General features: G+C 61.3%; 7 protein-coding genes. All 7 read left to right on the top strand.

From position 1 onward, the window contains the following. The first annotated feature begins 13 nt into the window (after positions 1–13). On the top strand, positions 14–2431 hold the full coding sequence (locus FHX16_RS13335; protein WP_183862297.1) for a circularly permuted type 2 ATP-grasp protein: 2418 nt from the start codon (positions 14–16) through the stop codon (positions 2429–2431). Further along, entirely contained in the window at positions 2428–3315 is an 888-nt protein-coding gene (locus FHX16_RS13330) for a transglutaminase family protein (protein ID WP_259128779.1), read from the top strand. Before FHX16_RS13335 ends, FHX16_RS13330 begins: the two co-directional genes overlap by 4 nt. Before the next feature lie 174 nt (positions 3316–3489). Then, a complete protein-coding gene (locus FHX16_RS13325) occupies positions 3490–4677 on the top strand; it encodes a vWA domain-containing protein (RefSeq protein ID WP_405049281.1) in 1188 nt (395 codons plus the stop codon). A 276-nt stretch (positions 4678–4953) separates the two neighbouring features. After that, entirely contained in the window at positions 4954–7416 is a 2463-nt protein-coding gene (locus tag FHX16_RS13320) for a glycogen/starch/alpha-glucan phosphorylase (protein WP_183862302.1), read from the top strand. Next, positions 7413–9620, top strand: coding sequence for a 1,4-alpha-glucan branching protein GlgB (glgB, locus tag FHX16_RS13315; RefSeq protein ID WP_183862304.1), 2208 nt, complete (start codon positions 7413–7415; stop codon positions 9618–9620). The genes FHX16_RS13320 and glgB overlap by 4 nt, the downstream gene beginning before the upstream one ends. A 20-nt stretch (positions 9621–9640) precedes the next feature. Then, complete coding sequence (gene glgC / locus FHX16_RS13310) at positions 9641–10903, top strand: glucose-1-phosphate adenylyltransferase (RefSeq protein WP_016557061.1); 1263 nt, start codon at positions 9641–9643, stop codon at positions 10901–10903. Between the two features lie 3 nt (positions 10904–10906). Continuing rightward, positions 10907–12349: a glycogen synthase GlgA gene (gene glgA, locus FHX16_RS13305; RefSeq protein WP_183862306.1), complete on the top strand. Its 1443-nt coding sequence runs from the start codon at positions 10907–10909 to the stop codon at positions 12347–12349. The last annotated feature ends 1 nt before the right edge of the window (position 12350 follow it).

Raw genomic sequence — 12350 nt, 5'->3', positions numbered from 1 at the left:
ACTTTAGGGCGACATGGGCAAGAAACCGACGGCAGAACTGAGGGAAGAGCCAGCGATCCGTACCGGAAACGATGCGGTATCAGACTATGCCCCGCTGCCCGGCGTCGCCGACGAAATGGTCGATACCGACGGCGCCATCCGGCCCGTCTGGCAACGCTTCTTCGCGCATTTGAGCGGAATGCCCGAGAAGGATCTGACCGAGCGCTTCGCCCGCGCCGATCGCTATCTCCGCGATGCCGGCGTGTTCTACCGCGCCTACGGCAGCACCGGCAGCGCCGAGCGCTCCTGGCCGCTGTCGCATGTGCCTGTGCTGATCGACGCCCGCGAATGGGAAGCGGTGTCGGCCGGTCTCGTGCAGCGCGCCGATCTGCTCGAGGCGATCGTTGCCGACATCTATGGTGAGAACCGTCTGGTCGCGGATGGCGTCCTGCCGCCGGCGCTGATCGCCGCCAATCCCGAATACCAGCGTCCGCTCGTTGGCGTCACGCCGGCCGGCGGACACTACCTGCATTTCTGCGCTTTCGAGATCGGCCGCGGTCCTGACGGCAACTGGTGGGTGCTCGCCGATCGCACCCAGGCGCCATCGGGTGCCGGCTTTGCGCTCGAGAACCGCGTTGCAACGACCCGTGCCTTCTCCGACATCTATGCCGAGACGCCGGTCCATCGGCTGGCCTCCTTCTTCGGCGCCTTCCGCGATTCCCTACAGAGCATGAAGCACAGCGGCGATGACCGGATCGCCGTGCTGACCCCCGGCCCCGCCAACGAAACCTATTACGAACACGCCTATATCGCCCGTTATCTCGGCTTCATGCTGCTCGAAGGCGAGGATCTGACCGTTGTCAACGGCAAGGTGATGGTGCGCACCGTCTCCGGCCTGAAGCCGATTACCGTGCTGTGGCGCCGCCTGGATTCGGCCTATGCCGATCCGCTCGAACTGAACCAGAACTCGCATATCGGCACGCCCGGCCTCGTCGAGGCGCTTCGTGCCGAAAGCGTGACGATCGTCAACGCGCTCGGCAGCGGCATCATCGAGACGCGCGCGCTGCTTGCCTTCATGCCGACGATCTGTCGCCAGCTTTTCGGCGAGGAACTGAAGCTTCCGTCGATCGCGACCTGGTGGTGCGGCCAGAAGGGCGAGCGTGAGCATGTGGCCGAGAACATCGAGAAGATGGTCATAGGCCCGGCCTATTCGCGCGCGCCCTTCTTCGACGACAGCGGCGAATCCGTGCTTGGCTCGAGCCTGCGCGCCGCCGCCAAGGATTCGATCGGCGACTGGCTGAACTCCGACGGCGCAAAGCTCGTCGGCCAGGAGGTCGTGACGCTGTCGACGACGCCGGCCTGGATCGGCGGCAAGCTGACGCCGCGGCCGATGTCGCTGCGCGTCTTTGCCGCCCGCACCGCCAATGGCTGGCAGATCATGCCCGGCGGTTTTGCCCGCATTGGCGGCAGCGACGATGTATCAGCGATCGCCATGCAATCGGGTGGCGCGGCCGCCGACGTCTGGATCGTCAGCGACAAGCCGGTCGAGCGCCATACGCTGCTGCCGGCCGAAGGCAGCTTCACCCGCAACATGCCGGGCAGCCTGCCAAGCCGCGCCGCCGACAACCTCTTCTGGCTCGGCCGCTATATCGAACGCGCCGAAGGGGCGCTGCGCATCCTGCGCGCCTGGCACGCCCGCTTCGCCGAGGCTGCCGATCCGAACCAGCCACTCCTAGCCGACGTGTCAGCCTATCTGGCGGCCGTCGACATCGACACGGCAGATGCCGTCCCGGAAAATCTCCTGCGCAACATCGACAGCGCCGTCTATTCCGCCAGCAACATCCGCGACCGCTTCTCACCGGACGGCTGGCTGGCGCTGACCGATCTGGCCAAGACCGCGCGGCGCTTCCACGAGACCATCCTGCCCGGCGACGACGCCAGCCATGCCATGACCGTGCTCTTGCGTAAGCTCGCCGGTTTCGCGGGCCTTGTGCACGAAAACATGTATCGCTTCACCGGCTGGCGCTTTCTCTCGCTTGGTCGCCATATCGAACGTGGCCTGCACATGACGCGCCTGCTCGGCCACATGTCGGGCCCGGACGCCCCCGACGGCGCGCTCGACATGCTGCTCGAGATCGGTGACAGCGTCATGACCCATCGCCGCCGATACAACGTTAACACCGCGCGCCTGACGGTCACCGATCTCTTGGCGCTCGATCCGCTCAATCCGCGCTCAATCCTCTTCCAGATGAACGAGATCCACCGCGAGGTGGAGCAACTGCCGAACGCCTTCGTCAACGGCCAGATGTCACCCTTCTATCGCGAGGCGATGCGGCTGCACTCCGGCCTTGCCGTGATGACGCCGGAGACGATGAGCGTCGATGTCTATCGTCGCTTGGAGCGCGAGCTGGAACAGCTGTCCGACCTTCTTGCCCACACATATCTCGGGTGACCCTGGTGCTCTACGATCTCTCGCTGCACATGGGTTACATCTACGATACGCCGGCTTCTGGCGCGCGCCACATCACGCGGCTGATGCCGCTGTCGCTGCCAAACCGCCAGCGGCTGATCGCCGGCTCGATAAAGGTCTCGCCGACACCCGACGAGCAAGCGCATTTCACCGATTTTTTCGAGCATCCGGCAACCTCCTTCCTAGTGAGGGCACCACACGAAAAGCTCGACATTCGCATGCACGCCCGTGTGCAGGTGGAGAGCCACTCGATCACGGCTGATTTTTCTCCCCTGCTTGCGGAGCTTCCGGATGAGATCGCAGGGGTCTGGTCGTTGAAACCCGACGCCCCGCACCACTTCCTCGGCAACAGCCCGCGCCTGTTGGAAACCCGCGCCATCTCGGACTATGCGAAGGCCCGTGCCGAGTCGTCATTGACCGTGCTGCAGATCGCCACCGCGCTCTGCACGCAGATCTATCGCGACTTCACCTACGATGCCGAGGCGACGACGGTAGACAGCACTCCGCTCGAAGCCTTCCAGTTGAAAAGCGGCGTCTGCCAGGACTTCGTGCATGTCATGATCCTTGCGCTGCGCAGCCTCGGCATTCCGGCAGGCTATGTCTCCGGCTTCCTGCGCACCATCCCCCCGCCCGGCAAGGAACGGCTGGAGGGCGCCGACGCCATGCATGCCTGGGTCAGGGTCTGGTGCGGCGAAACGATCGGCTGGGTCGAACTCGACCCGACCAACAACATCCCGGCCGGCACCGACCACATCGTCGTTGCCTATGGCCGCGACTATTCAGACGTGGCCCCGGTCATTGGCGTGCTGAAGAGCTACGGTGGGCAGCGCGCTGTGCAGGCGGTGGATGTCGTTCCGCTGAGTTGACACACGCCATAAGCGCACACATTAACTCGAAAGATCGCTCAGAAAGCGCATTTCACCCAAGCGGCGCGCAAGAAAGCGACATTCCGTTAAAATCTTAACGACTTGATAAAGGTGAACTCAAGAATTGCCAGGCATGAATGAGGCATTATTGGGGCACTAACTCAGGTGAACATGATGAGCACCTTTCAAGGACTGAAGTCGAGCCTGTCTCGGCTACAGAAAGATCGCAGTGGCAACTTCGGAATGGTGACCGCCATCGTCGTCCCGGTTCTGATCGGGACCGCCGGCGTCGCAATCGACTTTTCCAACATGGTCCTGCAGCAGCGCCAGCTTCAGGAGGCTTCCGATGCGGCCGCGCTTGCAGCGGCCACGGCGCTTGCAAAAGGTACGGTCGCTGATGGCACCGCGGCCGAAGCTTTGGCGAAAGATTTCGTCGTCGGTCAGATGGCGAACTATATGAGTAGTACCGATGCGGCCTCCCTGAAAAACTCAACAACGGCTTCTGTCACGACGACCACCACGGCCACCAGCAAGAGCTATAAGGTCAAGGTCGACGCTGCTTATGCGATGAGTTTGACTCCGTTGATGAATGTGCTCGGCAAGAAAACGGTCAACATCGCGACCTCCAGCTCAACGAGCAGCGGCACGAGCGAAGTAAAGAGCGCTTTGTCTATGACCCTTGCTCTCGACGAGTCAGGTTCGATGCTGGCTGACACGACGACCAAGCTGAACAACAACAAGTGCGACCACTACAACACCAGCGGCACCAAGATCGGCAGTTCCAGTCCGTGCTACGTCAAGAAGATTGATGCCTTGAAGACGGCTGCGAATTTGCTTCTGGATCAGTTGGATAAAGCCGATCCAACCTCCAAGTATGCGCGCACGAACGCAATTGGCTGGAGCAGCAAAATTCAAGTATCAAGCAAGTTTGCCTGGGGCACCTCTCAAACGAGAAACAGCGTCATTAACGTCTTGTCGGCGGGTGGCGGCACGGAATCGGCTGCACCTATGAAAGCGGCGCTTGACGGGCTGACAACCACCGGCTCCACGTCAGAAACGCAGATTCAACAGCAAGCCGGAAACGAAAAGCTTACAAAATATATTGTATTAATGACTGACGGTGAAAACAACGCTTCGTCGTCCGATACAAAAACCCTGGAATACTGCACCGACGCGAAGCAAAAGGGCATCAAAATCTACTCGGTGGCTTTCATGGCGCCCACCGCCGGAAAGAACCTCCTCCTCAGTTGCGCGAGCGGTGCCGGCTACTACTTCCAGGCGGAAAGCATGACCGACCTGCTGGGAGCGTTTACGGCGATTGGCTCGGAAGCTGCCTCGGACAAGGTGCTGGTCACCCAATAGACGGCAAGCTATCACCCTCAAACGAAAAGCCGCTCCGGAACAAACCGGAGCGGCTTTTCGTTTGCCTGCGAAATCGCGCGTATGAAAATCGGAAAACCGATTGAAATCAAGTTCTTTCCGCTGCCAGGCGGCGCGCTTGGCCAATTTTTTCGTTTGGGTAATTCCTTTGTTGCAACTGCGTAGTAACGATGCATAAACTGCGTCTTTAGTGCGCGGTAAACCGATTGAAATTGGCATAACGTACTGAAACCGAACCGAAATTGGCGAGGACTAACGATGAATACCGTTTCGAAGCCGACGATCCCCTCCCCCGCGCCCCGCAGTTCCAAACCGGAAATTCTCGCCGAAGAAATCATTGAACGCCTGACCTACCGCATCGGCAAGGACGCGAAGGTCGCCAAGCCGCATGACTGGCTGACCGCCACCATTCTCGTCATCCGCGACCGCATCATCGACAAGTGGATGGAATCGACCCGCAAGGTCTATTCGACCGGCGACAAGCGCGTTTACTATCTATCCCTCGAATTCCTGATCGGCCGCTTGATGCGCGATGCGGTCTCGAACCTCGGCCTGATGGAGCAGGTTCGCGATGCACTGACCTCGCTCGGTGTCGATGTTTCCGTCATTGCCGGCCTCGAGCCCGACGCTGCGCTCGGCAACGGCGGCCTTGGCCGTCTCGCCGCCTGTTTCATGGAAAGCATGGCGACCGTCGATGTGCCGGCCTATGGCTACGGCATCCGTTACGTGCACGGCCTCTTCCGCCAGCAGCTTGCCGACGGCTGGCAGGTAGAGTTGCCGGAAAGCTGGTTGGCGCACGGCAACCCCTGGGAATTCGAGCGCCGGGAAAGCGCCTACGAAATCGGCTTCGGCGGGACGGTCGATGTCGTCAACAACCCCGAGGGCGAGCCGCGGTATGTCTGGAAACCGGCCGAGCGCGTCATCGCCGCCGCCTTTGACACCCCCGTCGTTGGCTGGCGCGGCAAGCGGGTCAACACGCTGCGCCTCTGGTCGGCCCAGCCGATCGACCCGATCTTGCTGGATGCCTTCAACGCCGGTGACCACATCGGCGCGCTGCGCGAAAGCAACAAGGCCGAAAGCCTGACGCGCGTTCTCTACCCGGCTGATGCGACACCCGCCGGCCAGGAGCTGCGTCTGCGCCAGGAGTTCTTCTTCTCCTCCGCATCGCTGCAGGACATTTTGCGCCGTCACCTGCAGCAGTACGATGATTTCACCTCGCTGCCGGACAAGGTGGCGATCCACCTGAACGATACGCATCCCGCCGTCTCGGTTGCCGAACTGATGCGCCTGCTGTGCGATGTTCACGGCCTCGACTTCGACCAGGCCTGGGATATCACTCGGGGCACGATTGGATACACCAACCACACGCTCCTACCAGAAGCCTTGGAAAGCTGGCCGATCCCGCTCTTCGAGCGCCTGCTGCCACGCCACATGCAGATCATCTACGCGATCAACGCGAAGGTCCTCGTCGAAGCGCGCAAGACCAAGACATTTTCGGAGACGGAAATCCGCTCGATTTCCCTAATCGAGGAAAGTGGCGAGCGCCGCGTCCGCATGGGCAATCTCGCCTTCGTCGGCGCCCATTCGATCAATGGCGTTTCGGCTCTCCACACCGATCTGATGAAGGTCACGGTGTTTGCCGATCTGCACAAGCTCTATCCCGACCGCATCAACAACAAGACGAACGGCATCACGCCGCGCCGCTGGCTGCAGCAGTGCAATCCCGGCCTGACCTCCCTGATTCGTGAAACGATCGGCGACGACTTCCTCGACGACGCCGAGAAGCTGAAGCCACTGGACAAGTTCGCGAAGGATGCAAGCTTCCAGGAGAAGTTTGCGGCCGTGAAGCGCGCCAACAAGGTGGCCTTGTCGAACCTCGTCGCCAGCCGCATGGGCATCAAGCTCGATCCGTCGGCGATGTTCGATATCCAGATCAAGCGCATCCACGAATACAAGCGCCAGCTCCTGAACATCATCGAGGCCGTCGCGCTTTACGACCAGATCCGCTCGCACCCCGAGCTGGACTGGGTTCCGCGCGTCAAGCTTTTCGCCGGCAAGGCGGCGCCGAGCTACCACAACGCCAAGCTGATCATCAAACTGATCAATGACGTGGCCCGCACGATCAACAATGACCCGGCCGTCCGCGGCCTGCTGAAAGTGGTCTTCGTCCCGAACTACAACGTCTCGCTCGCCGAGGTGATGGTGCCCGCCGCCGACCTTTCCGAGCAGATCTCGACCGCTGGCATGGAAGCCTCCGGTACCGGCAACATGAAGTTTGGCCTCAACGGCGCTCTGACGATCGGCACGCTCGATGGCGCCAACGTCGAAATGCGCGATCATGTCGGCGAGGACAACATCATCATCTTCGGCCTGCGTGCCGACGAGGTCGCCGCCGCCCGTGCCGATGGCCACAATCCCCGCGCCATCATCGAGGCGTCGCGCGAGCTATCGCAGGCGCTCCAAGCCATCAGCTCCGGCGTGTTCTCGCATGACGATCGAAACCGGTACTCCGCGTTGATCGAAGGCATCTATGCCCATGACTGGTTCATGGTGGCCGCCGATTTCGATGCATACGCCCAAGCCCAGCGCGAAGTCGACCAACTCTGGACCGATCCGTCCACGTGGAGTTCGAAGGCGATCTGCAACACGGCCCGTATGGGCTGGTTCTCGTCCGACCGCACGATCCGTCAATACGCCAAGGAAATCTGGAGAGCCGGATGAAAACGCCGAAAGCCACCCCTGAAGTCAGACTTCCCTGGGAGATTTCGGCAGACGAGATAGCGGCAATCCTCGCAGGGTCGCATTCCAATCCATTCGCGGTTCTGGGCGTCCACAAATCAGGCGACGCCTATGTGGCCCGCTGCTTCATTCCGGGTGCCGAAGAGGTGACGGCGATGACGCTCGACGGCAGCGTCATTGGCGAACTGAAGCTACAACATCCTGACGGCTTTTTTGCCGGTGCGGTCTCGGTGACGAAGCAGCGACCGGTGCGCTATCGGGCACGGCGCGGCGATGCCGAATGGGCGGTCACCGATCCATACAGCTTCGGGCCGGTCCTCGGACCGATGGATGACTATTATGCGCGCGAGGGCTCGGACCTGCGCCTCTTCGACAAGATGGGCGCGCACTGGATCAACCACGAAGGCGCACAGGGTATCCATTTCGCCGTCTGGGCGCCGAACGCCCAACGCGTCTCAGTGGTCGGAGATTTCAACGGCTGGGATGGCCGCCGTCACGTCATGCGGTTCCGTTCCGGCGCCGGCATCTGGGAAATCTTTGCGCCCGATGTCCCCACCGGTGTTGCCTACAAGTTCGAAATCCGCGGCCAGGACGGCGTCCTTCTGCCGCTAAAGGCCGATCCGTTCGCACGACGCAGCGAGTTGCGCCCGAAGACCGCCTCGGTCGCGGCCCCTGAACTGCTGCAGGAATGGGACGACGAGGCGCACCTGAAGCACTGGGGGACGACCGACAAGCGCCGTCAGCCGATCTCGATCTACGAGGTGCATGCGGGCTCCTGGCAGCGGCGCGACGACGGTTCGTTCCTCTCCTGGGACGAACTTGCCTCTCGCCTGATTCCCTACTGCGTCGACATGGGGTTCACCCACATCGAGTTCCTGCCAATCACCGAACATCCCTACGATCCATCCTGGGGATACCAGACGACGGGGCTCTATGCGCCGACCGCCCGCTTCGGCGAGCCCGAGGGTTTCGCCCGCTTCGTCAACGGCTGCCACAAGGTCGGTATCGGCATCATCCTCGATTGGGTACCGGCCCACTTCCCGACCGACGAACACGGCCTCGGCTGGTTCGACGGCACGGCGCTCTACGAACACGAGGACCCGCGCAAGGGCTTTCATCCCGACTGGAACACGGCGATCTACAATTTCGGCCGCACCGAGGTCGTCTCCTATCTCGTCAACAATGCGCTCTACTGGGCGGAGAAGTTCCATCTCGACGGGCTGCGCGTCGATGCCGTGGCCTCGATGCTCTACCTCGATTATTCCCGCAAGCATGGTGAATGGATACCGAACGAGTACGGCGGCAATGAAAATCTGGAGGCGGTGCGCTTCCTGCAGAACATGAATACCCGCATCTACGCTGAACATCCTGGTGTCATGACCATCGCCGAGGAATCGACCTCCTGGCCGAAGGTCTCGCAGCCGGTACACGAAGGCGGCCTCGGCTTCGGCTTCAAGTGGAACATGGGCTTCATGCACGACACGCTGAGCTACATGAGCCGCGAGCCGATCCATCGCAAGCATCACCACAACGAGCTGACCTTCGGCCTGCTTTATGCCTACTCCGAAAACTTCGTGCTGCCGCTCTCGCACGACGAGGTGGTGCACGGAAAAGGCTCGCTGATCGCCAAGATGCCCGGCGACGACTGGCAGAAGTTCGCCAATCTGCGGGCCTACTACGCCTTCATGTGGGGCTATCCGGGCAAGAAGCTGCTGTTCATGGGTCAGGAATTCGCGCAGTGGAGCGAATGGAACGAAGCGACGTCACTCGATTGGAACCTGCTGCAATACCGCATGCACGAAGGCATGCGGCGGCTGGTGCGCGACCTGAACTTCACCTACCGCAGCAAGCCGGCACTGCACGCCCGCGATTGCGAGGGTGACGGTTTCGAGTGGCTGATCGCCGATGACCACGAGAATTCGGTCTTCGCCTGGCTGCGCAAGGCACCGGGGGAGAAGCCGGTTGCCGTCATCTGCAACCTGACGCCGGTTTATCGCGAAAACTATACGGTGCGCCTGCCGATCGAGGGGCGGTGGCGCGAAATCCTGAATACCGATGCCGACATTTACGGCGGCAGCGGCAAGGGCAATGGCGGTCGCGTTCAGGCCGTCAACGCCGGCGGCAGCATTGCCGCGTCGATCACCTTGCCGCCCTTGGCGACGATCATGCTTGAACCTGAGAACTGACGACTGGTGGGAGGATAAAAATGGTAGAAAAACGCGTTCAGCCACTTGCCCGCGACGCAATGGCCTATGTTCTCGCTGGCGGCAGGGGGAGCCGCCTGAAGGAACTCACCGATCGCCGCGCCAAGCCGGCGGTCTATTTCGGCGGCAAGACCCGCATTATCGACTTCGCGCTGTCGAACGCCTTGAACTCGGGTATCCGACGAATCGGCGTCGCCACCCAGTACAAGGCGCACTCACTGATCCGACACATGCAGCGCGGCTGGAACTTCTTCCGCCCCGAGAGAAACGAAAGCTTCGACATTCTGCCGGCCTCCCAGCGCGTCTCCGAGACGCAATGGTATGAAGGTACAGCCGATGCCGTCTACCAGAACATCGACATCATCGAGGACTACGGCGTCGAATACATGGTCATTCTCGCCGGCGACCATGTCTACAAGATGGACTATGAATACATGCTGCAACAGCATGTGGATTCCGGTGCCGATGTGACTATCGGCTGCTTGGAGGTGCCGCGCATGGAAGCCGTCGGCTTCGGCGTCATGCATGTCGACACGACCGACCGGATCATCGACTTCGTCGAAAAGCCCGCGGATCCGCCCGGCATCCCCGGCAATCCGGATTTTGCCCTTGCCTCGATGGGCATCTACGTCTTTCACACCAAGTTCCTGATCGATGCACTGCGCCGCGACGCAGCCGACCCGAACTCCAGCAAGGACTTCGGCAAGGACATCATCCCCCACATCGTCAAGAACGGTAAGGCCGTCGCCCATCGCTTCGCGCAGTCCTGCGTGCGCTCCGATTTTGAGCACGAGCCCTACTGGCGCGACGTCGGCACGATCGACGCCTACTGGCAGGCCAACATCGACCTGACCGCAGTGGTTCCGGAACTGGATATTTACGACAAGTCTTGGCCGATCTGGACCTACGCCGAGATCTCACCGCCGGCCAAGTTTGTCCACGACGACGAAAGCCGCCGTGGCTCGGCGACGTCATCGGTCGTCGCCGGCGACTGCATTATCTCCGGCGCGACCCTTCACAGAAGTCTGCTTTTCACCGGTGTGCGCGCCAACTCCTATTCCAAGCTGGACGGCGCGGTCGTGCTGCCGAGCGTCAAAATCGGACGGCACGCGCAACTCAGCAACGTCGTGATCGATCACGGCGTCATCATACCGGAAGGTCTGATCGTCGGTGAGGATCCGGTCCTCGACGCCAAGCGCTTCCGCCGCAGCGAGGGTGGCATTTGCCTCATTACGCAGCCGATGATCGACAAGCTGGGTATGTGAGACATGAAAGTTCTTTCGGTTTCGTCCGAAGTCTTCCCGCTCATCAAGACAGGGGGCCTCGCCGACGTGGCGGGCGCCCTGCCGATCGCGCTCAAGCGTTTCGGCGTCGAAACCAAGACCCTCATGCCCGGCTATCCGGCTGTGATGAAGGCGATCCGCAATCCGGTTGTCCGGCTTCAGTTCGATGATCTGCTCGGCGAGCCCGCGACAGTCCTCGAAGCGGAGCATGAGGGGATCGATATCCTCGTGCTCAATGCGCCCGCTTATTACGACCGCACGGGAGGCCCCTATCTCGATGCGACCGGTCGGGACTATCCCGACAACTGGCGTCGTTTCGCAGCGTTGTCGCTGGCCGGTGCCGAGATTGCCGCGGGTTTGATGCCGGGCTGGCGACCCGATCTCGTGCACACGCACGATTGGCAGTCGGCGATGACCTCGGTTTACATGCGCTACAACCCGACGCCGGAGTTGCCGAGTGTTCTGACGATCCACAATATCGCGTTCCAGGGACAGTTCGGCGCGGATATCTTTCCGGGTCTACGCCTGCCGCCGCACGCCTTCGCAACCGAAAGCATCGAATATTACGGCAATCTCGGCTTCCTGAAGGGCGGCCTGCAAACCGCCCACGCCATCACGACCGTTAGTCCCTCCTACGCCGGCGAGATCCTGACCCCGGAGTTCGGCATGGGCCTCCAGGGCGTCATCGCAAGCCGAATTGATTCCTTGCATGGCATCGTCAACGGCATCGATACCGACGTCTGGAACCCGTCGACCGATCCCGTTGTCCACACCCACTACAATGGCACGACGCTGAAGAGCCGCGTCGAAAACCGTACCTCGATTGCCGAGTTCTTCGGGCTTCACAACGACAACGCACCGATTTTCTGCATCATCAGCCGCCTCACCTGGCAGAAGGGCATGGACGTCATCGCCGCTACCGCGGATGAGATTGTCGACATGGGCGGAAAGCTTGCGATACTTGGTTCCGGAGATGCAGCAATCGAAGGTTCGCTGCTTGCCGCCGCGGCCCGCCATCCGGGTCGAATCGGCGTCTCCATCGGTTACAACGAGCCGATGTCGCACCTCATGCAGGCCGGCTGCGACGCCATCATCATCCCTTCGCGTTTCGAACCCTGCGGCCTGACACAGCTTTACGGCCTGCGCTACGGCTGCGTGCCGATCGTCGCTCGCACCGGTGGCTTGAACGACACCGTCATCGACGCCAATCATGCTGCTCTTGCAGCGAAAGTGGCAACCGGGATACAATTCTCGCCTGTGACGGCATCGGGCCTGTTGCAGGCCATTCGCCGTGCGTTACATCTCTACGCCGATCAAAAAGTCTGGACCCAATTGCAAAAGCAGGGCATGAAATCGGATGTCTCGTGGGAAAAGAGCGCCGAGCGCTACGCTGCCCTCTATTCAAGCCTCGCCCCCAAAGGCAAGTGAG

The organism is Rhizobium sp. BK661, assembly GCF_024808825.1.
Taxonomy (GTDB): Bacteria; Pseudomonadota; Alphaproteobacteria; order Rhizobiales; family Rhizobiaceae; genus Rhizobium.
This window is presented reverse-complemented; position numbering and strand designations above follow the sequence as displayed.

What these genes read in the sequence shown, in the direction of transcription:
- FHX16_RS13325 (WP_405049281.1), top strand. Translation starts at nt 3,490, where the DNA reads ATGAGCACCTTTCAAGGACTGAAGTCGAGCCTGTCTCGGCTACAGAAA.
- glgB (WP_183862304.1), top strand. Translation starts at nt 7,413, where the DNA reads ATGAAAACGCCGAAAGCCACCCCTGAAGTCAGACTTCCCTGGGAGATT.
- glgA (WP_183862306.1), top strand. Translation starts at nt 10,907, where the DNA reads ATGAAAGTTCTTTCGGTTTCGTCCGAAGTCTTCCCGCTCATCAAGACA.
- FHX16_RS13335 (WP_183862297.1), top strand. Translation starts at nt 14, where the DNA reads ATGGGCAAGAAACCGACGGCAGAACTGAGGGAAGAGCCAGCGATCCGT.
- FHX16_RS13320 (WP_183862302.1), top strand. Translation starts at nt 4,954, where the DNA reads ATGAATACCGTTTCGAAGCCGACGATCCCCTCCCCCGCGCCCCGCAGT.
- glgC (WP_016557061.1), top strand. Translation starts at nt 9,641, where the DNA reads ATGGTAGAAAAACGCGTTCAGCCACTTGCCCGCGACGCAATGGCCTAT.